We start from the raw sequence: 22955 nt of genomic DNA, 5'->3' as shown, positions 1-22955 counted from the left end.
ACCTTTATGCGTAACTTGGAAAATATGCAATACCCTATGGGCTTGATCGTGTTTTGCTAGAGCAGCTAAGGTTAAAAAGTAAAATGCCTTCTTTAAATCTTGGGCGATGAACTCGCCTTTTCCGTATAAAGAGCCCAGTGTATAAGCGCACTGGCGACTGCCTTCATTAGCGCCAACAGCCAGAAGTCAGCACCACGCTCAACATTACGCGGAACGCCTTGCTCCATGCCGGTTCCGAGAACAAAAATACTGCCTAGATTACAGTACGCATCCATGACTTCGTGCTTAATGGCTTTTTCGTAATACTGCACAGCAATCTTATAGTCTTGCTTTATTAGCCCCATACCCTTTTCATGCATCAGCCCCACATTAAAGAGAGCATAACCATTGCCTAGCGAGCTACTAGAATTTTGAAATTCATAAAACTTGGCTAACTGCTATGCATTAAGCTTGCCATCCCAGCACATCTTGGTTAATGCGTATAGAGCGTCATCATTCAAATCATTCTGGGCCAAATCCATGAAGATTTCATATGCTGCATCATTGCGGCCACGCTCAAGATTGCTCTGTCCTAATTCGATTGATGCCACCCTATACTCCTAAATATTTTTTAAAATAAAGTAAAACATAATTCACCAAGGCAAGTTGGCGACAAAATTAGCGATTTGGTGATTCATCAAAGTAGCGATCTAGTGCTGAGATCACCTCTCTATCAGCCCCAAAGTACATATGATAACCACTGACACAGGGGTCATCCACATCATACTCCCCAGTTCCTATGGACACATATTTGATTTTAGCTTTATCAAACTGAATCAGCCGCTCATAAGTAGCATAAGCATTTTTTGGTTGAGTATTAATGCACCCATCTTCTTCATGGTGAAGAAAAAGCATAGGCATCGTCAGTGGCGGAGAAAAAGAAGTTTCATTACGAGCGGCACTAATAATTAAGCCGTCTACCATATTAACTTCGTTGGCTTCCTGCAGATAATGAACAAACGCACTCAAGCTCAAGGCACCATTACTATGACCCATTAGCCAAACCGGCAAGCCTGTTCGATTTTTATAGTATTGAACGACAGATTGAATGCGGGATAAATGGTCTGCACTACCTCTTTGAGTCATCCAATGCAGCTCACTTGGACTATCCATAAAAACAACATCAAACTTACCCGATGAAAGCTTTGGCTTTGTTAGTGCTATCAACATCTTCGAGAATGGATCAACCATTGCACCAGTGCTTGCCTTTAGGCCAATCCTGCCCCAGCCGCCAGACAGATAAACAATGACCCGTTTTGCTTTTACGCCCGAGTAATACATAGTCATGATAGGCTGACTTGAATATAAAACTCCAGATTGCAATGGGGGTACCGCTACAACACCTGATGCAACTCCATCAAATGATAGGTTTAATAAAAATACAAAAGCGAAAAACTTTAAGGCAAGCCGTTTGCGAATAATCAGAAAACCATTAAACAATTTATCGACCACGCCATTGCGGCAAAGACTCAAATGTAGCCAGTTTCTTCTCCAAGACCCACTGTGAATTCGCCTTTTCACTACCACTTAAAAACTTTTGACAGGCTGCACTGATGTTATTGTTAATGGCATTCTCGCCTAGACATGCCACCACCCTTTTAGCTTGCATAGGGCTCTGCCATAAACTTGCTCCAGGCAAAAAACTCCAGGTCAGACTGTTCCTGGAAATTTGTTTCAGTTGTGAATAGGTAAGTTGCTGCTCGATAGCAGCTCTCAGATACTCATTAGTCAAATCAATTCGAGAAATTCCTTGGTCATCAGATCCCAAAACTACTGGGACCCCAGCTTTAATGTAATCCCTCAAAGGACTATTTTTATCCTTTACATTCAAAATGACGTCGTTGCTAGTTAAGCAAATCTCGACTGCTACATTGTGGTCCTTCATGTACTGCATAGTTTCTAGTGCATTATCTTCATAGCCAATATCCACTCCGTGACCAATCCGGTTAGCCTTGGCAAGCTTCACCGCATCTTTGATGTGATGATGCAATTGCTCAGGAGGCACGGACCCAAATGCCAATTCACCTGCATGAAGAGTAATTCTTGTATTAGGTGAGATGCTATTTAAAAAAGCAATCATTTGCATCTGTAAGTCGTAGTCACGAAGTGCAACAGGGCCATCCTCAGGAGACACCAATCCAATCCCCACGATCCGTGGATCTACTTTTGATAACTCAAAGGCATACACTAGCTGAGCGTAAACCTCATTAGGCTGAGCATTGCGACTAGTTTGCAGTATATAGCGAATTTTTACTGCACAACCCGGTTGAGCGTCACCCTCTCCGCAGCGCATTCTCTTCTGGTAGGCATGGTCTACAGCATCTACATCGCGCGCTCCTTTTTCAACCAACTTGAATAGACCACTATCAATCAATTGATTCCGAATTTCATCAAAGTTTGACTGAGGGTCTAAATGATATTTAGCGCCCAACGCTTGAACTGCTTTACTCTGGATTGATACAGACAATTCGAGTAATTGAATGCTTTCCTTCGCTGCGCGATTAGCAACTTCTGCGAGCAGTATCGCCTGAGATTCGCTACTGGCTGATACGCCGCCAAATAAGGCAAAACTACCAAAAAATTGATCATGCCCTGTTCGATTACCGGCAGATAAATTTCTCACTGAGAGACCATCAATCGCTTTTTCACGAAAGTCCTTGGATATATCTTTCACCAAGAGATCTCCAGAACCGCTTTTACAGGGACTTGGATAAAGTCGATAAGTCAAATTATCTATGCAGTAATTTAAATTTTCAGCAATACTTAAGTAAGTTTCTGCATATACGGCGCCCGATAGATGGCTATGTAAATCTGCGCCTTTGGGCATTAACTGAAGAAATTGCCTGAGCATGACAGGCCTATCTTTATATTTTTCAAACCAAGTTGCGGCTGAAGTTATTTGCTGGGCGAAAACACTGCCAACGAAGAACATTAAAAAAAGCTGAGAAAGGTACAAAATTTTTTTCATGGGATTAAATATATAACTTAAATCGGTCGGTAGTAGAACGTTCCACCCAAATTCGATCTCACTAAGGAGTTTGTATTGGGCAAAATTTCAGAAGCGCCAACCACCAGAGCGCCATGATTTGAGTCAATGTAATTGGTAACCTTGTCCAAAACTGAAACTTGCGTTTTGTGATTGAAGTAAATCAACACATTTCTTAACATCACTAAGTCATACTTTTCTGGCATAGACCACTCCGAAATTAAATTTAACAAAGTAAATGTCGTCATCTCTTTGATGGGTTGATTAATTAAATAATTGCCACCGCTATCTAAGGAGAAGTATTTATCTTTGAAAAATTTGTCAATTCCACGATTCACTTCATGGGCGGTATAGATGCCAGCCTTGGCCTTATCGAGCATGGCCCTAGAGACATCGGTTCCATGAATGGTGATTTTCCAATCCCTTAATTCAGGGAAGAATTCGCTTATAAGCATGGCAACACTATAAGCTTCTTGCCCAGAGGATACTGCAGCATTCCATATGCGAATCGTCTTGGATGCTTGGTTATCTTTAATGATTTTTGGAATCAATACGTCTTTTATTCCATCAAATACATGTTTATCGCGAAAAAACGAAGTTTCATTGGTAATCAATAACTCAAATACCTTCCAATGAAGAGCGCCAATATCATTTTGCGTTAAATACTTTATCAGAGAGAGTACGCTATCAAAATCACTGCTCTCAATTATGGGCAATAAGCGAGACTCTATTAAATACTGCTTGCTTTCATCCAATGTGATGCCCAAATGTTCCTCAAGCAATTGATAAAACTTAGGCAAATATACTTTTAGCATCCTAGATACCTTACGCTAGATCTAGTTTGCATAAATTGATTTGCTCGGCAATTCCGTTAATGCTCATTACTTTTGAGGCTAGACCAGCATTGGAAACCGAACCAGGCATCCCCCACACCACACTACTTTGCTCGTCTTGAACAAAAATTAAACCTTTTTTCTCAGCGATTACATGACACCCATGCAAGCCATCTGAACCCATCCCCGTCAAGATAATCGCTAAAACTGCTGAGCCATAAACTTGAGATGCAGAACGAAAAAGTACATCCACCGAAGGGCGACAATTATTTTCGGGAGCCTTACTATTTAAGTGAATTGCAACGTCTTCCCCCACTTTTATTAACGTCATATGCAGCCCGCCACGGGCAATATATATCTTGCCTGGAATTGCTATTTCTCCATGCTCAGCTTCTTTGACTTCTGCGTTACTAATAGCGTCTAATCTGGTCGCCAATGAAGTAGTAAACCCTTCCGGCATATGTTGCACGATAAAAATTGGAATATTAAGCGTGGGTCTTACTTGCTTTAGTAATTCTATTAAAGCCATAGGGCCACCCGTTGAAGAGCCTATACAAATTGCTCGTACCCCACTCAAATGCTCAAGGTAAGTTCTCTCATTTTGATTCTCACTGTTTAAAGCCACGTCTAGTTGTGTATTAGATGAGGCTTTTCTGAGATTTAACTGTTTTCGAAATACTCTTTGTCCTGCATGCTTGATGATTTTTGAAATCAACTCACCCTCAATAACCCGACTAAGCTCAGAAATGCTTATATTTGCATGGTCTGGCTTGGCAACACAATCACTTGCGCCTACCGAGTAAGCCTCAACTGCAGCCTCACTATCACTGTGCGCATGAGAACCAAACACGATGATTGGTAAATCTGGATGATTTTCACGAATCTTTTTTAATGCTTGGATGCCATTTATTTTTGGCATTTCCGTATCAAGAATGACAACATCAGGCACTAACAAATCGACCGAGTTAGCTGCCTCCTCGCCATCAACCGCATAACCAACAACTTCAATTTGATCGGAACTCTTAAGACTCTTGGTGATAATTTTTCTAATGACTGCAGAATCATCAACAATAAGAACGCGTATCTTATTTGCAATCAAAATGTAAGTCCTTGAACATTCACTAAAATCTAATTTAGCAAATTGCGAAAGTTTAATTAATAAAAAGGCTTACCAAACCCAAAGGAATAGCAAGCCTAGTTAACCAAAAAATCTATTTTTCGATTAATTAAAGTTAATATAAATCGTCTTAAAGTTTTCTGGTTTCGCCCCTAAATCATTAACCGCTTGTCCAACAGCATTACGAACAACAGTAGCCTGATTTCCTTCAACATACCTTGCAGCCGCAGCATTCAAAGGCTTAATTTGCATACCTTGTTCGGTAGTTGTAGCTGTAAATGGCAAATTCGCACCTCTTACAGTTACAGCAAAGTTGGTTGAGCCAGTTTCTGCACCAGGTGCCCTGTAAACAGGATCAACAGTTCTCAATGACTTAACGTCAACGTTATTAGCCTGAGGCTTGATAGCGTACCCCTTCTCAATAACGGGAGCTTGACCTGGTTTGAGAATAACAACTTGCGAATTGACCACTGGAACCTGATCCCTGGTTGGAATATTTAAACCAGGCTGTTGATTTAAACGAGCAGCATTTGATTGAGCCTGATTAGCCTGCTGAGGTTCAGCATTATTACCGCCAGAGGGTGGCGTAGTTGTTGGGCTATTTCCACCTGGTGCAGGGGTATTGTTTCCGCCAGCTGGTGGGTTGTTATTGCCGCCTGCCGGAGGTGTATTTCCACCACCTTGACCACCGCCTTGGTTACCGCCCTGGCCACCTTGACCGCCTTGGCCACCGCCTTGGCCACCGCCTTGGTTACCACCTTGGCCACCTTGACCACCCTGGCCACCTTGGCCACCGCCTTGGTTACCGCCTTGGCCGCCCTGACCGCCTTGACCACCACCTTGGTTACCACCTTGGCCACCGCCTTGGTTACCGCCCTGGCCACCTTGACCGCCTTGGCCACCGCCTTGGTTACCGCCCTGGCCACCGCCTTGGTTACCGCCCTGGCCACCTTGACCGCCTTGAGCTCCGCCTTGGCCACCGCCTTGGTTACCACCTTGGTTACCACCTTGGCCACCTTGACCGCCTTGGCCACCGCCTTGGCCGCCCTGACCGCCTTGAGCTCCACCCTGGCCACCGCCTTGGTTACCGCCCTGGCCACCTTGACCGCCTTGAGCTCCGCCTTGGCCACCGCCTTGGTTACCACCTTGGCCACCTTGACCACCCTGGCCACCTTGACCACCCTGGCCACCTTGAGCTCCGCCCTGGCCACCTTGACCGCCTTGAGCTCCACCCTGGCCACCTTGACCGCCTTGAGCTCCACCTTGGCCACCGCCTTGGTTACCGCCCTGGCCACCTTGACCGCCTTGGCCACCGCCTTGGTTACCGCCCTGGCCACCTTGACCGCCTTGGCCACCGCCTTGGCCGCCCTGACCGCCTTGACCACCGCCTTGGTTACCACCTTGACCGCCTTGGCCACCGCCTTGGTTACCGCCCTGACCACCTTGACCGCCTTGAGCTCCACCTTGGCCACCGCCTTGGTTACCGCCCTGGCCACCTTGACCGCCTTGGCCACCCTGGCCACCTTGACCGCCTTGAGCTCCACCCTGGCCACCGCCTTGGTTACCGCCCTGACCGCCTTGACCGCCTGCCTGGCTCTTACCAGCTTCTACTTTTTTAACTTTTACAGATTTGGCGTCACCAACTTTTTTCTGATTAGAAGAGTTGTCTTCAATCATTCCCGAGCCAGAAGAATTTCCTTGAGGATTTGCCCCTTGAGAACCAGCAGCTTGTGCCGCTTGCCTTGCTTCAATTTCTGAATCATCTTCAGTAAGGTATTTAGCAGTAACGATGACATTTCCGCCGCCAGCAGAAATATCTCCATTTAATTTGTAAGCACCATATGGGGCGTTGATATAAACATTACCGCTACCACCAGCCCTAATGTTTCCACCAGCAGTAACTAGTGCTGTACTTGCCAGCCCTTGCCCCATTGAAGTTAATTCAATATGGCCGTTGGTGGTTGTAATTGAGCCTCTTGTATCCAAAATGGCCTGGACAGCAGACTGGCTTAAGTTGGTTGTTATTAAACCCGAGCTATCAATTGCTAATTGAGCGTTATCTGTTGCAAGCAAATGCACTTCTTTTGCAGCATTAATTGATCCACCAGCCGCCTGAGAAACATTTGGGGCAATAACAGCCAAAGAACCACTGCTTGTTGTAATCGATCCATTTAAGTTGATTGATCCAGCACTTCCACCATTTGTGAAGGTGTAGTTTGTACTGTTAAAGCTCGAGTCGGTAATTCCCAAAGTTGAGAAAACCGATCCAGCTGTAGATACAGTTGATCCAGCCCCAAAATAAATACCCTGCGGATTAACTAACCAAACGCCACCGTTAGAGGTAATAGTTCCGTAGACTTGACTAAGGGGTGCACCACTAACAACGTTATTAAGCAAAATAGAAGAAGAATTAGGCTGAACCACATTTAGAGTTGCCGCTGAACCAATGGAAAAGGTATTCCATGTTTGAATAGCTTTTGCTGCATTGGTTGTTACAGTCATCGTGTTGCCAGAGGTGGCAATCGAAGTAACGTTTGTTCCCGTTGCTGAGTATGTCGGCAAAGTCGTAGATGACGGCGGAGCAGACATTACCATGCCTGAAGTTGCCATCAAGAACGTAATAGCGGAAACTTTAAAAAATGGAGCTTTAACTTTTTTCATAATATTTTTGATTCTTGATTTAGAAGAATGTAGACAAACTTACCCAGACCCTACCGCTTTGCGTGCCATCATCTAGCAAAACACCGCCATTAAACGTACCTATGCGATGAGCATAAATAGCTTTTAACTCGTAATATCCCCACTTTTGTAGAGATAAGCTTACACCTGCACCACGGAGCATCCCACTCCCATAAATCGGATCAGAGATATCGTTACCCTGATCATAGAAGACGGAGGATTTGATGACTCCATAATCCCCCGCAGACGCTAGATCTTTTCCTAATTCCGCAGTAAATAAGTTGGCTTTATTAGCAAAAACAGCGGTTGGGCCATATGCTCTCACCGCATTGACACCACCAAGCGCAAATTGCTCAGAGCTATCTAATAAGTTGTCGGTGCGCTGACCAGACCAACTTAATAACAAATTAAACCCCGAGGGCAGGGACTGGGCCCTTACAAGACCAAATGTGGTTTTTTGATAAGCAGCAGGATTAGTGGTTGCATATCCTTGGTGAGGATATACCGTACCGTTGTAGTAGTAGTAATTACCAAAGGTTGAACCACCGTTTAAGAAATTATCTGTAATAGCGCCGCGTAAACCGACCTTTCCCACTTCAATATTTTCTATTTGAGCCTGGGTTCCAGCTACTGCCGTATAAAAGTCACGAGATGCATAACTTGCATCCGCATACAAATTTTTTCCAAATTGCAAAATTAAGGGGTACGAAAGATTTGCCTCATAACTTTGGTTATGGCCAGTACTGGCCAAAGAGGTAGCATTCGCTGAAGTTTGATAATTGGATGCTAAAACGTTCAGGCCACCAACTAAGCCGCTAACCCCAATCGGCCTTTTGTAATCGAGCATTCCCGCAACTAAGCTTTGGGTGGTTACGGTTCCCAGAACCGTTAATCGATCGCCAACACCCGTCAGATCATCCAGTTTAGATACTGCAGTCAATCGACCCTTACCGGTTGAGCTCGAGCCATAGTTATCAGCCACTACGTTCCAACGTACTGGCGCGCCCTCGGTTACTTCCAGATCCGCATCAATCAATCCTGGCTCACGACCTGGATTTAAAACCAACTTGGCTTTTACACCTGGCAAATCATTGATTAAGAGCATGGTTCGCTCAAAATCGAGCCTCTTAAATCCGCCAGTTTTAATCAAATCCTCAAAATATTGCTGAAGCACCTCAGGATCAATTCTTTTGGGATTACCCTTAATATTTACGACTTTATCGATCTTGCCGTTGTAAGCCAGCATCCGCACACGACCGTTGAAAATCTCCTGGTCTGGGACGATCACCCGAAATACGGGATAACCCTTAGCATGTACTAAATCTTCAATTTTTTGAGCCAATTCTTTGAGCTGGCTCATGCGAGAAATTTTCTTAGGGGCCATGAGGATTGCACTAATTTCATCAACCGGCACATCCTCTGGAACATCACCAACCAACTGGATTTGAGTAACCTCAACCGGCAAGTCCTCATTGGTACCCAGCGGAACAATCACACGCTTAGGTCTTGCCTCTTTCACCTCTAATACATTGGCAGGCTCAACCGAATTTCGAATGGTTTGATTGTTATCAATTAATTCGCGAAATACGTTACCGGAGTCAATCTGGGGCGCCGCTAAGGTTACGTGCCCAACCATAATCATTAAGAGAAATATCGCCCGACGAAGCAGGTCCGGTATAGAAAGAGAGAGGTTTTTCATTAATTTGGTGAGCGAAGCGAATGCCGATATATATAAGTGACTGAATAATATTGATAAATTCGAGCGATTTTACCGAAAATATCCCGTTAATTGATAAAAATCATAAATATGGGGCATTTATTTACAAGCAAGAAAAGTCCTTAGCGCACTCTATGAAGCACGATAGAATTGAGCCCCTGTTATGACTAAAAGCACCAAACCATCAAATTTACTCTTGAAGGACTCAAAAGAGCCTACGATGATTTGTTCTTTTGGCAAATCTCTTCGCAAATTTCCTATCTCATCAGTTGTGCTAGTTGAACCAACAGGCTTAATTGCACGCATACCATTTGGAAAGCCTCCTTTTGAGGGGTTGATGTCAGGAAATTTTGGGACAACACCAGTCTTCAATCTAAGCACCCATCTGGGCGAAAAAGAATCATGCGGCAAGTACTGCGTAATACTTCAAACCAAAAAGGGTCTTATTCGCCTATTGATTGATTCGATAGTCACATTAAATGCCAGTGACTACCTTGGCCACGATGAGATTCCTAGCATTGGGGGTGATATTGATGCACTACTTGAGGACTTTATTCTTCTCAATAAAAAATCGATTAACGCAATCGAATATGAGCAAGCCCTAGTAATGCCATCAAGGTCAGCGCTCATTTTGCAAGCTAATCAGAATCTATATGCATTTGATATTGAATGCGTAGACTTCATCGAGCACCACAAAAAAATTGATCAGCTTGATTCTTTTAAACAAATTGTTACCCTTCAAAACGATGATTTAGTAAAGGGAATCTCTTTAAGCAGGTGGCTAAAACAAGAAGGCGCCCAAGAGCAGAGAGAACTCTGGTCGATTGGATACTCTGATGCAAACTCATCAACCGTTATAACGGTTGAGAGCATCTTGGGCATTGAATCCATTCCTATCTCCCTATTCCATATTATTAGAGATGGGCAGAAAAAAATAATTTGGATCAATCACCCCAAATATGGGGCAACTAGATTGTTGAGCGTTGATGACATTACAAAGGATGGGGATGGCCCCATTCATGAGGGCATTTTCAAGTTGATTGACTCAAATCCACGCGAAAAGATTGGCTTTAATGAAATCAAAACAATTCAAAACAATGCCGGAATTGGCGTTAATCTTGGAATGTTTGACTTGGTACTACCAACTGAAGTGATTGCTCATGTTGATAATAAAACCTTGACAGCTAGCATCAAGCAAAAGCCTTTTAAGCGTGCTCTACCAACATTCGACTTATGCCAAATTACAAAACTGAATTCTGGCGAGTCGTCACATATAAATGAGCGGCGCGCGATTACAGTGCGAAACTCTGCAAATAAAAATCTTATATTTTTGGCGCCAAATATTTATGAACCAAGCAAATTAGCACCATGGGAGCCCCTTCCAATCATGCCCAAATCTGCCGCCAAAATATTTAGCGCTATTAGGGTTGAAAATGGGCGCTGTGAAATGCTGCTTAACTCCTCAGCGCTGTCCGACCCTCCGCCAACATCATTAAATAAAATTACTAAAAATGCATTTTGTGGCTGGTATCGCACTAACTAGCACATACATCAATATAAGCCCCTCAGGAAAGCAATCATGATAAAAAATCTCTCCATCAAGAACAAATTGATTTTGCTGGTGTCGCCACTACTTTTTTTTATATGCCTAATTGGCTGGGATGGCATGAAAACCACAACCGAAGGCGAAAAAGCTCTCACCACGATATATGTCGACCGCGTCGAGTGTCTTGGTCAACTACTCAACGTTCGTGATGGATATTCCATCTACATGATGGGGGCAACGCGTAAATTAGTAGCTAAATCTATTGGCTATGATGAGGCGCTTAAATCCTTTGATGAAGGTCAAGCCCTCATTGAGAAGGAATGGAAAACCTACTTATCAACCTATCTTGTGCCTGAGGAGGCTGCAAAAGCAGATATGGTTAAAGAAAAAATGCGCGCTGCGGAAGCAAGCTTAAGAACATTGCGTCAAAATATCAAGGACAGAGATGGTAATGCAATTGCCCGTTTCGCCGACAGAGGCTTAGCTGAAGCAATTGACCCAATCGTATTTCAACTATCCGACCTCTCCGCCCTACAGGTTCGAGTTGCCAAAGAGGTATACGACGAACATCTAGTTACAAGCTCATTGAGTAAAAAATTCCTTATAGCAATGATAGTACTTGCAATTGCAATCAGTTGCTACTTAGCCTACAAAATCATTTTTATGATTACCAAGCCGCTTGAAGTTGCAAACAATGCAATTGAAAAAATGGCAGTAGGTGACTTGAATATTGAAATCACTGACGACGGATCACATGATGAAATTGGTCAAATTATTAGATCTACTGCCGCAATTGCCAAAACCTTACAAAAGGTTGAGCGTGATTTGCGTGAACAGATCAATGCCGCCAAAGAAGGATCGCTCTCAGCTCGCGCTGATGCCAAGCAACATCCAGGGGCATTTGGAAATCTTGTTAATGGCGTGAATGAACTAATGGAAAATCTCACAGCTCCAATGAATGAGATCGCCAATGTAATGGCTAAATTAGCATCCGGCGATATTCGCGGGCGGATCACTGGAGATTATGCAGGAGAACTCAAGGCACTAAAGGCAAACGTCAACCGCAGTCTTGATGCACTTGTCTCTTTGCTTGACTCTATTAGTAATTTTGCAACAACGATTGCAAAAGGAGATTTAACTTACAAAATTGAAGGTAACTTCCAGGGCGAATTTGCGGCCATCAAGCAAAATCTAAATGCCGCCGTCGATCAGTTAAGTGGCGTTTTAAATAATGTAATCGAATCCACAGAAAAGGTAACTGTATCAGCCACTCAAACAAGCGCCGCATCTAAAGATGTATCTGAGCATGCCCATAACCAGACGGTAAATTTAGTGGAAATTTCCGCCGCCATCGAGCAAACCGTATCTGCAATCTCAGAAATTGTTCGCTCAACAGAAAAAGGTGCCACTCTTGCACAAAAGGCTGCCGATGCCGCTGAGAATGGCGAAGAAACGCTGAGCGTACTCTCTGAAACTGTCAATGGAATCTCCGAAAAGAATAAGCAGATTAATCAAATTAGCGAACTTATTGGCGACATTGCAGAAAAAACATACGTTCTAGCTTTAAATGCCGGATTAGAGGCTCTAAGGGCTGGCAATGAAGGTGCGGGGTTCGGCTTAATCGCTAACAAGATTACCGCTCTTGCCGAAGAGGTGGCTGAAGCCACCCGCTCCATTAAATCTTTAATTAGTGAGGCGACTGATACTGTTGAAGAAGGCGTACATGGAGCTGGCTCAGCCAAAACAGCCATTCATGAAATCGTAGATTTGTCTCGTCAAAATGGCACTACCGTTCAAAGCATCGCAACATCTGTCGAGCAACAAAACTCCATGATGAAAACACTCAAAGACAAAGTCTTAGAGCTCAAACTCATTGGGCAGTCTACCGCAGCGGCAGCAGAAGAAATCTCCGTGACCATGCAGGCCTTAGTTGGTACGGCGCAGTCATTGAAAAAAGAAACTGATCGCATTAAGACAAGCTAGGAAATATTTTGTCTACCAGCCCAAAATTAAAAAGTACGGTTCAGCAATTAGCGTTGCCGCTAATTGTGTCCGTTGCCGTGCTCTCTGTTTTTTATTTTGGTGGAGATGCCTATCAAGCATTCGGAATTGCTGCTGTTGACAGCACGAAGAAGTTCTTAAAGTATGTATTAGGTATTGTTGCCTTCATAGCAATAGGCTTGCTTTTAAATCGAATTGTTCGTCTGGTCGTTTTTGAGGGCATCATTCTCAGCGCCACCGGATTTGTCGTTCCAAAACTTCTCTCGCAAATTACCAGCCTACTGATTTTCATCATTACGGTTGCAGCATGCGCCAACATTGTTTTTGATCAAGACCTTACTGTTCTATGGGCCGCCTCAGGCGTAGCAGGTTTGGTTCTTGGTATGGCGTTAAAAGAGTTGCTACAAGACGTTTTTGCAGGCATTGCGCTCAACATTGACCGTAGCGTTGCAATTGGAGATTTTGTGCAGATACACAAGGCCGGGGATGACAAAATCGTTGGGCAGCTACTTGAAATTAGCTGGAGATCAACCCAGATCGAAGACACCAATGGCGAGGTTATCTCTTTTCCTAACAGCAAATTTAGCTCATTTACGATCACGAACTTTAGCGCATCTAAGGCCAGTGGTCGATCTGTATCTATCACTATCGATGGTCGCGTACCTACTGCTAGGGCTATGAGAATTTTGCAGTCAGCCACCATTGATGCCCTTACTGAAGTCATGGGCCAGTATGGCTCACTACCCAAAATTGGGATAAAAGCAATCAAAAATGATGGTGTTGAGTATTTAATTAACTTTGAGTCTGAGTATCAACATATCGCGGAAGCTACCTGGAAGATTCAACAAGCAGTTATTTTGCACTTAGCAAAGGCCGGCTTAAAACCTGCAGGCCATAAAACTGGCGAAGATCCAATAGCTGATGCTAGCTTTGCGGCCCCCGATAACGCTCGGCTTAGCGCACTTATTAGTGCAGCCCCAATCTTTAGAAATATTTCCGCTGAGGATTTAGCGATATTGGTTCAGCATGTCAGATTAAGAAGCATTCAAGCCGACAAAGTGGTGGTCCAAACCGGAGAAGTTGGAAGCGAGATGTACTTAGTATTAGAAGGCCTGCTTTATACCAGTGGTGGCCGAGCTGTTGCACACAGACCCTCATTGCCAAGCATCCTCAGGCCAGGCGATCTATTTGATGCATTTGCAACTCTACTTGGCAATGTTCATACAACCACCGTTAAAACACGCACACCGAGTTTGATCTGCGAAATTAGTGTTGCCGGCCTTCAGGATCTGTTTAATTCGAACCCCAATACACTGAACCAAGTTGCCAAAAACTTGATGGAGTTAGACATCAAATCGGGAATGATTTGGGATGAGGAGCGGTTTATGGCGATGACTGCACAAATGCACCATCTATTCCCTCCCGCTACTGTAAGCTCGAAAACCTTACAGTAAAAAGGTATTCGACCTGGAAATCAAAAACTAAAGCCCGCTTAACCAAAGTTGAAGGCAATTGATATGCGCTCATCATCATCTTCTTCAGTCAGGTTTTGCTCGACATAGTGACGTATGTAGGCCGGGAAAATAATTAATTTATTTTCATCGGTCGGAACGCTCCAAGTGCAATAGCTATTTGGATTTCTCTCGTCAACACGCAGGAAATCATCAAGGGGATCAGGACGCTCCATTACAAAACAACCAGAATTTTTTGGTGCCTTTAGGTATATAACTGCTGCAAAAAAGGCTGATGGGTGATTATGGCTAATGTTGTAATCGTATTTTTTATTAATATTTACCCAAAAACCACCATCTTTCGGTTTTTTCTTTATCCCAAATTGCTCATAGGCCTCAGTGATATGTTCGTATACGAGATCAAATAAAGGGTCAAACTCTGATATTTGGCCGCGATTATATGGAGGGCTCTGCCAGCCACCACGATTGCTTATAACAACATCCGACATATCGCAATCCCTTAAATTTCTGACAACCGAAATCAGATGAGACTGGTCAGGAAGGTTAGCCCAATAAAATTTAGTTTGAAATGGGATAACCTCGTTTAATAGACTACCACCCATATCCTATAGCTCCATTTACATATTTGAACATCTCTCAAATTGTACTTGGCATAGCAAGCTTAATTTTGGTAACAAATTTGGTAACAAGGATGTTGTATCTCTACAAACCCTTGTAATACCTATTGACTTGGCGGAAGAGGTGAGATTCGAACTCACGGACCTATTACAGTCGCCAGTTTTCAAGACTGGTGCATTCAACCGCTCTGCCACTCTTCCTTAGATGTGAAACTGGTTGGATTCAAGCCCTAGATTATAAAGAACTTTTGATTTCAGCCTCTAAATACTTAGCAATAGCCAAACTAGACGTTAATCCAGGCGACTCAAAGCCATATAGGTTGTAGAGTCCATGCATTCCGTGGTCACTGGGTCCATTAAAGCAAAAGTCCCCTGCTGGCGCATTAGGCGGAACAATTTTGGCCCTTACTCCCGAATAATCTGGCTGCAAAGCCCCATCTTTAAGACCTGGCCAGTAGCGTCGCACAGCCTCATAAAAGCCATCGCCTCGCTTTGGGTCTACCGTGTAATCAATCTGTTCTTCTGCATCAATATCCAGCCACTCGACATCAGGACCAAACTTGGCTTGTCCACCCATATCCAAGGTGAGATGCACACCAAGGCCACCAGGTTCAGGTATTGGATAGATTAAGTGGGTAAACGGCGATTTACCTGAAAGGGAAAAGTAATTGCCTTTTGCAAAGTAGGCTTTGGGTATTTGCTCTTTTGCCAATCCCTCAATTTTTTGTGCCACTGCTGGTGCGCTCATACCTGCGCAATTGATGAGTAATTTTGTTTGAATTTGCATTCCATCTACACCGCCAATTTCCAATTGATACCCAGCTTCGGCATTCTTGCCAATTGGCTTTCCGCTGAGCAATGGTGACTGGTAAGCAACCATGCCGCCCGCATCTTCAAAGCCTCCTAACAAAGAAAGCATATAACCGTGACTATCCACAATACCGGTAGTTGACGAGAGAATAGCTGCTGAACATTGCAGATTTGACTCAAGCGCCTTTGCCTCATCACCTGAAATCATTTTGATTTCAGGCACACTATTGTTTTGCGCTTTATACAAAATGGCCTGCAAATCATCGATTTGAGTTTGGTCAGCTGCAACGATGAGCTTGCCATACGGTTGTGTAGCGACTTGATGACTACGACAATATTCGTAGAGCAATCGATTGCCTTCAACGCATAACTTGGCTTTTAAAGAATCTTTTGGGTAATAAATGCCAGCGTGAATGACTTCGCTATTCCGTGCACTACTGACAGTGCCGAAAGCGCTTTCGCGCTCGAGCAAAATGGTTTCTCTACCTTGTAGTGCCATCTCCCTAGCTACAGCTAGACCAACTACTCCAGCACCAACGACAACACAATCAACCTGCTCCATCTATTTGTCTCGCCCTATTCTTTGTTCTGCGTCTTAGTTCTTTATCTTTGCTCTTAGTGTTTATTCTTAGCAAATATACTGAAATCCTAACATTTTCAGTGTTTTAAGGGGGTTTTCATAGAGTTATTGATAAAATCTAGCAATGTCCTCACGGCCTTCCCAAACTACACAAAACCTACCTAAAGCCGCTATTGCGGCAGTAGATGTCATTTTAGATACGGCCTATCAAAATATCAGTGCAGCGCAGTGGGAAAATCTCTTTTCATTTGCCCGCAAAGCAAAGCTTCCTGAATTTATTGCTGATATGTTTGCTGGCAAACATATTAACCAAAGTGAAGATCGCCCTGCACTGCACTCCGCACTGCGCAACCTTTCAAAAGACCCTGTTCTCCTAGATGGCAAAGATGTCATGCCAGCCGTGAGAGAAGTGTGGCATCGCATCGAAGCACTTTGCAATAAGTGGGTAGGCGTTACCGACGTTATTCATATTGGCATTGGTGGTTCTGACTTTGGCCCTCGTTTAGCAATTGAAGCACTTGCACACGTACCAGGCATTGAAAGCCATGGTATGCGCATGCATTTTCTGGCCAATATCGATACCGCAGAATTAACACGCATCCTTAATCGTGCACTACCGCATAGCACCAGAGTCATCATTGTTTCTAAGTCGTTCACAACTTTAGAGACCACCATGAACGCCAAGGCCGTAGTCGCCTGGCTCAAAGAGAATGACCTTACCAATAGCCAAATTAGCAAGACTTTATATGCTGTGACTGCTAATGTCCCAGCGGCTAAGGCATTTGGTGTTGAAGAAGAGCACATCTTCCCATTTTGGGATTGGGTCGGCGGTCGCTACTCGGTATGGTCAGCTGTAGGCCTGCCGATTGCATTGCAGTATGGCTTTAAGACCTTCGAAGAATTCTTGGCTGGCGCACATGCAATGGATGTGCATTTCAGAAATGCCCCTCTGGAAGAAAATCTTCCAGCCATCATGGCGCTTGCACTATTACACCAACAGGAAAAGTACCACATTAAAGCGTATGCTGCCATTCCCTATGCTGATGCCTTGGATTGGTTTCCGAAGTGGTTACAGCAATTGGACATGGAAAGTAATGGCAAGAGCATTGGCAAAAATGGCAAACCTGTTAAGCACTCATCGCCAGTAGTCTTTGGTAGCGCAGGCAGTAACGCACAGCATTCTTACTTTCAGCTCTTTCATCAAGGCCCTGAAATCATTCCGATTGATTTCATCGCGGTACGCAAGCCAATGAGTGATCGCCCAGAAGCTGTGGCGCATCACCGCATCTTATTGTCCAACTGTCTTGCACAAGCACAGGCCTTGGCTCATGGTAAGTCTGCCGACAATCCAAACGACGTTTATCCAGGCAAGCGCCCTAGCAACCTATTGTTGCTGCCCGAGCTCAATGCTTTTTATCTTGGAGCCCTGCTTGCCCTGCATGAGAACCGTGCAGCTACTTTAGGTGCATTGTGGAATATCAATAGCTTTGACCAACCTGGCGTGGAATATGGCAAAGTCCTTGCCAAACCAATTGAAAAAGCACTCAGTACTGGCGATAGCGATATTCAAGCAAGCGACAGCATCGACGCAGTTACTGCCGCGCGTATTAATCTTCTAAATCATTAATCTCTATGCAACTGTCACCATCGATTTTTAAAGCCTACGATATTCGCGGCATCATTGATCAAACGCTAGATCCATCAATTGCTAAGCTGATTGGCCAAGCATTTGGTACTGAAATGCGTAATCTTGGTGAAACAGAAATCGTGATTGGTCGCGATGGTCGCCTATCTGGCCCTAGCCTCATTGAAGCACTGACCGAAGGCCTGCTATCTACCGGTATTAATGTGATTGACCTGGGAATGGTTGCTACGCCAATGGTGTACTTTGGCGCCAATCAAGTGCTAGATGGCAAAAAACCCAAGTCCGGCATCATGATTACCGGCAGCCACAATCCACCAAACTACAACGGCTTTAAGATGGTTCTCGGTGGTGCTGCTATTTATGGCGATCAGATTCAGGATCTACGTAAGCGCATTGAAGCCAAAGACTTTGCTATAGGCAAAGGAGCACGCAGCACATTCGATATATTCCCGATGTACCTCAAGCATATTGTTGGCGATGTGAAATTGGCCCGCCCAATGAAAATTGCTGTTGATTGCGGCAATGGTGTTGGTGGCGCATTTGCAGGTCAATTATTTAGAGCGCTGGGCTGCGAAGTGCAAGAACTCTTTTGCGAAGTCGATGGTCATTTTCCAAATCATCACCCCGATCCAGCCCATCTTGAGAATCTGCAAGATCTCATTAAGAACTTACAAACCACTGATAATGAATTAGGTCTGGCCTTTGACGGCGATGCCGATCGTTTAGGCGTGGTTACAAAAGATGGTCAAGTGATTTTCCCTGACCGTCAAATGATGCTATTTGCCAAAGACGTACTCTCTCGCAATGCGGGTGGCCAGATTATTTATGATGTCAAATGCACTCGCAACTTAGCCTCTTGGGTTAAGCAGCATGGTGGTGAGCCACTCATGTGGAAAACCGGTCACTCTTTAGTTAAAGCCAAGCTCAAAGAGACTGGCGCTCCCCTTGCTGGTGAAATGTCGGGTCACATCTTCTTTAAAGACCGTTGGTTTGGTTTTGATGATGGTCTTTACACTGGCGCACGATTGCTGGAGATTCTCTCCAAAGAGAAAGATCCCAATAAAACACTCAACGACTTACCCAATGCCATCTGCACACCAGAATTACAGCTGGCTTGTGCTGAAGGTGAACCTTTTGAACTCTTGGAAGTCATCAAAGCCAATGCCAAGTTCCCTACTTCTGAATCCATTAACACCATTGATGGTGTGCGCGTGGAATATAAAGATGGCTTTGGTCTTGCAAGACCATCAAATACCACCCCAGTAGTGGTGATGCGCTTTGAGGCTGATACCGAAGAAGCGATTGCCCGTATTCAGGCAGAGTTTAAAGCGGTGTTTTTAGTAGCTAAACCGGATGCGAAGTTGCCATTTTAGTACTCGCACAAAAACCTGTGAAGTGAATTAAGATTTCATATGAATTCCACTGTAAGCACCCCAATTGCTTTTGATTACCCCCAGCAAGACTCCGCTGGAGTTACCTGCACTGCCCAAGCTTGGGCCAAAGTGCCGCCCCACCTCGCCGGTCCTGAGAAAGCAGCTGTTATTGCCCGCATTAAACAATTGCTTGTGGAGAAAGATGCTGCTTTAGTGGCGCACTACTATGTTGATGGAGACATTCAAGATTTAGCGCTAGAGACTGGTGGTTTTGTTGCTGACTCTTTGGAGATGGCCCGCTTTGGTAAAAATCACTCCGCTAAGAATTTAATTGTAGCTGGTGTGCGCTTTATGGGTGAGACTGCCAAGATTCTGAGCCCAGAAAAACGCATCTTCATGCCAGACTTAGATGCCACCTGCTCCCTTGATTTGGGTTGTGATGCTACTGACTTTGCCAAGTTCCGCGCTGCTCACCCTGATCGAGTAGTGGTGGTCTATGCCAATACCTCGGCTGCAGTAAAAGCTCAGGCCGATTGGATGGTCACGAGCTCCTGTGCTCTTGCGATTGTTCATCAACTAAAAGTGGATGGTAAAAAGATTCTATGGGCACCAGATCGCCACTTAGGTAGATATATTCAAGAGCAAACCGGTGCTGATATGTTGCTCTGGAATGGCGCTTGCATTGTCCATGATGAATTCAAGGCTGCTGAATTAGAGATCCTCAAAGCCGCTCACCCGAATGCCAAGATCTTGGTTCACCCTGAATCGCCACAAGCTGTGGTTGATTTAGCCGATGTCGTAGGCTCTACTTCTGCCATGCTCAAAGCCGTTGTTGAAGGCTCTGCCACTGAATATATTGTGGCAACTGATAAAGGCATCTTGCATCGCATGCGCCAACTTGCCCCCAATAAGAAACTCATTGAGGCCCCAACTGCTGGCAACAGTGCTACCTGCAAAAGCTGTGCGCACTGCCCTTGGATGGCCATGAATGGCTTACAGGGCATTTTGGATTGCTTAGAAAACGCCTCTGGTGAAATCTTTGTTGATGAAACCATTCGTACACAAGCTTTAGGTTGTATTGAACGGATGCTGGATTTCACAACAAGTCACCCTGAGCTCTTAGCAAAAGCGCAGCACGGCTTTGTTAAAAATATTGGCGCTGCTTAAGGTTTATTTAGTTGATTTAGTTCACTTCTTTTGGCTTTTGTTCATTGCTTATTTAATTACTCCATTTCTTTAATTTATTCATGTTCGACTTCAACGAAACCTTAGAGCAAGCTCGCCAACGCAATATTCATGATGCGTTGTTGGAAGATATGGGCATCTGTGATTGGACTGCCAAGCTGGTACCCAATAAATCAGTGCAAGCCCAATTGATTGTTCGCCAAGATGCGGTGCTGTGTGGAGTAGATTGGTTTGAGGGCACTCTTAAGAAATTAGATCCTAATGCCAAGGTTACGTGGCATTACATGGAAGGCGACATGATGAAGGCCGATACCAAGGTCTGCGATATATCGGCGGACTCTCAAGCCCTGCTCTCCGCTGAGCGCACCTGCATTAATTTTCTACAGACCCTATCTTGGACAGCTAGCATTACACGCCAACACGTCGATGCCATTGCTGGCGCGAGTCCTAACCCTAAGGGTTGTGCAGTACTTGATACTCGCAAGACTATTCCTGGATTACGCCAAGCCCAAAAGTATGCGGTGCGAATTGGTGGTGGCCAAAATCAACGTCTTACCCTATGGCATGGCATTCTGATTAAAGAAAATCATATTGCAGCAGCAGGTAGCGTGACTGCGGCTCTTAAAAATGCACAGGCCTTGAACTCTGGTGTAGATATTCAGATTGAGGTTGAGAATTTTGCCGAATTAGAAGAAGCACTAGCTGCTGGGGCTAAAAGCATCTTGATTGACAACTTTAATACCGATCAAATGAAGCAAGCAGTAGCCATCACTGCTGGCCGCGCATTGCTAGAAGCCTCCGGTGGAATCAATTTGGATCAAATGCGCGCTATTGCTTCTACAGGGGTAGATCGCATCTCTCTGGGCAAACTCACTAAAGATGTGATTGCGGTGGATTTCTCAATGCGCATCCTAGGTTAATTCTCTTTAACTCTTTAAGCCTCTTTGTCTTTATAGAGCATCTGCTTTTCTAGAGCATTACGAATAAATTCAATATTGTTTCGCAGACTATAGCAATCGGCTGTAGCAAGCTTGGATGCTTTCGAATTAAGAACTCTCAGCTCCATTGCATTGAGTACCTCAATATATTGCTCTAGCCGATTGGGATCAAAAGATTCCAACGTGTCTTTTTCAAACTTATCGAGCTCTTTGTATACCGAGTTAATCTGTTTTTTAGCTAAATTCGTTCGGTATGTCGGAATCGATTTAATAATTGGGTAGGCAAAAGCCGCAAATGGCAAGAGCAACACAAACATCCGCTCAATAAATTCGGCAAGCCAAAAAGGCAGATATTTCATCAGGGCTGGCATGCCCTTCTCGTAGTAATACTTGGCCTCACCACTTAAGGGCGCTTCGGTATTGAGGTAACTTGGAAATTGACCTGACTTAGCAAAGTAGGATTTTTTGCCATTGATCTCTTTAGCCGCTTCTAAGAAGAGCGCCTGGATCGCCGGATGAAGCCTGTCATCGATCAATAAATTCGTGGTTGTCGAGATCAGTTGTATCGGATGATCAGGAATATTTTTTCCCAAATCAAAGCCGCCCATAGGAACAGTCAGCTCCTCAAAATATGGCATTAAACGGGTATAAGCATTCGCTCTACCAAAGTTTGCCAAATGAATTTCCGGGTTTTTAATGAGCTTTTGAACATTCTTAGATTCAAAACCATCGACCAAGATGAGAGCATCAATCTCCCCGCGCAGCAATGCATCAACACCATCCGCATTTGGCAATGAAAGTAAGTTTGGGGAGTTTGCTGATATATCATTAAGCTTGAGAATGTTTAAAGCTTGAGTGTGCGTGCCGCTACCGACTGGGCCAATATTGATTTTGAGTTTGGCAATATCACGGTCCAAGATATGCTTAGTCTCATCGTATAGTTTGTGGCGATAGAAAACCCAGACTGGTTCAAAATCTACGCTACCCAAAGACTCTACGCCCGATAGATTATCGGCGCCAATGAGACCTCCCTGCACAAACGCTGCTTGAATTGGATCCTTACGATCAATCAGGCGCTGCAAATTTTCTTGAGAGCCATATGTTTCAACCAGCTCTAGGTGAATGCCTTTACTTTTAAAGTAGGTTTGATATTGCTCACCAAGGGCTTTGTAAGATCCGCCGACTCCCGTTGCCATCAGCACCTTATTAGGAGGGGCGGGTTTAGCAAACCACAGCAGAATACTCAGACCGAGCAATAGGAGAAACAGTAGTGGCCAGATTTCTTTTAAGAGGCTAAACCAGCTTTTTGCCTCATCGATCACCGTTTGATATACGGCGCCAATATGCTCAGAAACATCCTCTTTAAAGCTGGCCATAGGCACTCCTGAAATAGATGCTTTAGCTTAGCATTAAACGA

Annotated in this window: 18 protein-coding genes and 1 tRNA gene; 7 read left to right on the top strand and 12 right to left on the bottom strand. The window is 44.4% G+C overall.

Translation table 11 applies throughout. From position 1 onward, the window contains the following. Positions 1 to 92: 92 nt before the first annotated feature. From IC571_RS04655 to IC571_RS04620, 8 genes are all read right to left on the bottom strand, one after another. Positions 93 to 344, bottom strand: a complete 252-nt coding sequence (locus IC571_RS04655; protein ID WP_215317646.1) for a hypothetical protein — start codon at positions 342 to 344, stop codon at positions 93 to 95. A gap of 93 nt (positions 345 to 437) precedes the next feature. Next, a complete protein-coding gene (locus IC571_RS04650) occupies positions 438 to 590 on the bottom strand; it encodes a hypothetical protein (protein WP_215317645.1) in 153 nt (50 codons plus the stop codon). Positions 591 to 657: 67 nt separating this feature from the next. Further along, the gene (locus tag IC571_RS04645) at positions 658 to 1491 is read right to left on the bottom strand and encodes a hypothetical protein (RefSeq protein WP_215317644.1); all 834 of its coding nucleotides are present in this window, start codon (positions 1489 to 1491) and stop codon (positions 658 to 660) included. Then, positions 1481 to 3007, bottom strand: coding sequence for a hypothetical protein (locus tag IC571_RS04640; RefSeq protein WP_215317643.1), 1527 nt, complete (start codon positions 3005 to 3007; stop codon positions 1481 to 1483). Before IC571_RS04640 ends, IC571_RS04645 begins: the two co-directional genes overlap by 11 nt. 17 nt (positions 3008 to 3024) lie before the next feature. Continuing rightward, positions 3025 to 3840, bottom strand: a complete 816-nt coding sequence (locus IC571_RS04635; RefSeq protein WP_215317642.1) for a protein-glutamate O-methyltransferase CheR — start codon at positions 3838 to 3840, stop codon at positions 3025 to 3027. A 10-nt stretch (positions 3841 to 3850) separates the two neighbouring features. Further along, on the bottom strand, positions 3851 to 4957 hold the full coding sequence (locus IC571_RS04630; protein ID WP_215317641.1) for a chemotaxis response regulator protein-glutamate methylesterase: 1107 nt from the start codon (positions 4955 to 4957) through the stop codon (positions 3851 to 3853). Positions 4958 to 5080: 123 nt separating this feature from the next. Then, positions 5081 to 7636: a filamentous hemagglutinin N-terminal domain-containing protein gene (locus IC571_RS04625; RefSeq protein ID WP_215317640.1), complete on the bottom strand. Its 2556-nt coding sequence runs from the start codon at positions 7634 to 7636 to the stop codon at positions 5081 to 5083. A 19-nt stretch (positions 7637 to 7655) separates the two neighbouring features. Further along, complete coding sequence (locus IC571_RS04620) at positions 7656 to 9290, bottom strand: ShlB/FhaC/HecB family hemolysin secretion/activation protein (RefSeq protein WP_215317639.1); 1635 nt, start codon at positions 9288 to 9290, stop codon at positions 7656 to 7658. 244 nt (positions 9291 to 9534) lie between these two features. Here IC571_RS04620 and IC571_RS04615 point away from each other — a divergent pair, with 244 nt between their 5' ends. The 3 genes from IC571_RS04615 to IC571_RS04605 are packed head-to-tail and all read left to right on the top strand — an operon-like array spanning position 9535 to position 14372. Then, positions 9535 to 10914, top strand: a complete 1380-nt coding sequence (locus tag IC571_RS04615; RefSeq protein ID WP_215317638.1) for a hypothetical protein — start codon at positions 9535 to 9537, stop codon at positions 10912 to 10914. Positions 10915 to 10950: 36 nt separating this feature from the next. Further along, on the top strand, positions 10951 to 12900 hold the full coding sequence (locus tag IC571_RS04610; protein WP_215317637.1) for a methyl-accepting chemotaxis protein: 1950 nt from the start codon (positions 10951 to 10953) through the stop codon (positions 12898 to 12900). 8 nt (positions 12901 to 12908) lie between these two features. Then, a complete protein-coding gene (locus tag IC571_RS04605) occupies positions 12909 to 14372 on the top strand; it encodes a mechanosensitive ion channel family protein (RefSeq protein ID WP_215317636.1) in 1464 nt (487 codons plus the stop codon). 38 nt (positions 14373 to 14410) lie between these two features. Here IC571_RS04605 and IC571_RS04600 read toward each other — a convergent pair whose 3' ends face one another. The 3 genes from IC571_RS04600 to IC571_RS04590 all read right to left on the bottom strand — a co-directional run bounded on the left by IC571_RS04600 (position 14411) and on the right by IC571_RS04590 (position 16379). Beyond that, positions 14411 to 14878, bottom strand: a complete 468-nt coding sequence (locus IC571_RS04600; protein WP_215317635.1) for a putative 2OG-Fe(II) oxygenase — start codon at positions 14876 to 14878, stop codon at positions 14411 to 14413. A 242-nt stretch (positions 14879 to 15120) separates the two neighbouring features. Further along, a tRNA-Ser gene (locus tag IC571_RS04595) sits at positions 15121 to 15208 on the bottom strand. Between the two features lie 34 nt (positions 15209 to 15242). Then, entirely contained in the window at positions 15243 to 16379 is a 1137-nt protein-coding gene (locus IC571_RS04590) for an NAD(P)/FAD-dependent oxidoreductase (RefSeq protein ID WP_215317634.1), read from the bottom strand. A gap of 142 nt (positions 16380 to 16521) precedes the next feature. On the opposite strand from IC571_RS04590, the gene pgi reads away from it, so the two are divergent. From pgi to nadC, 4 genes are all read left to right on the top strand, one after another. Continuing rightward, positions 16522 to 18024 (top strand): glucose-6-phosphate isomerase, encoded by a 1503-nt coding sequence (gene pgi / locus IC571_RS04585; protein WP_215317633.1) that lies wholly within the window; start codon positions 16522 to 16524, stop codon positions 18022 to 18024. 5 nt (positions 18025 to 18029) lie between these two features. Next, the gene (locus tag IC571_RS04580; protein WP_215317632.1) at positions 18030 to 19415 is read left to right on the top strand and encodes a phosphomannomutase/phosphoglucomutase; all 1386 of its coding nucleotides are present in this window, start codon (positions 18030 to 18032) and stop codon (positions 19413 to 19415) included. A gap of 39 nt (positions 19416 to 19454) precedes the next feature. After that, entirely contained in the window at positions 19455 to 20582 is a 1128-nt protein-coding gene (gene nadA / locus IC571_RS04575) for a quinolinate synthase NadA (protein ID WP_215317631.1), read from the top strand. Positions 20583 to 20662: 80 nt separating this feature from the next. After that, positions 20663 to 21520 carry a carboxylating nicotinate-nucleotide diphosphorylase gene (nadC, locus tag IC571_RS04570; RefSeq protein WP_215317630.1) on the top strand — a complete coding sequence of 286 codons (858 nt, stop codon included), beginning with the start codon at positions 20663 to 20665 and terminating at the stop codon, positions 21518 to 21520. Positions 21521 to 21534: 14 nt separating this feature from the next. Here nadC and IC571_RS04565 read toward each other — a convergent pair whose 3' ends face one another. Continuing rightward, complete coding sequence (locus tag IC571_RS04565) at positions 21535 to 22914, bottom strand: TAXI family TRAP transporter solute-binding subunit (RefSeq protein WP_215317629.1); 1380 nt, start codon at positions 22912 to 22914, stop codon at positions 21535 to 21537. Positions 22915 to 22955 lie beyond the last annotated feature (41 nt).

It is taken from the genome of Polynucleobacter sp. MWH-UH2A (assembly GCF_018687195.1).
Taxonomy (GTDB): Bacteria; Pseudomonadota; Gammaproteobacteria; order Burkholderiales; family Burkholderiaceae; genus Polynucleobacter.
The sequence above is the reverse complement of the archived record's forward strand: the minus strand, read 5'-3'. Positions and strand labels throughout refer to the sequence as shown.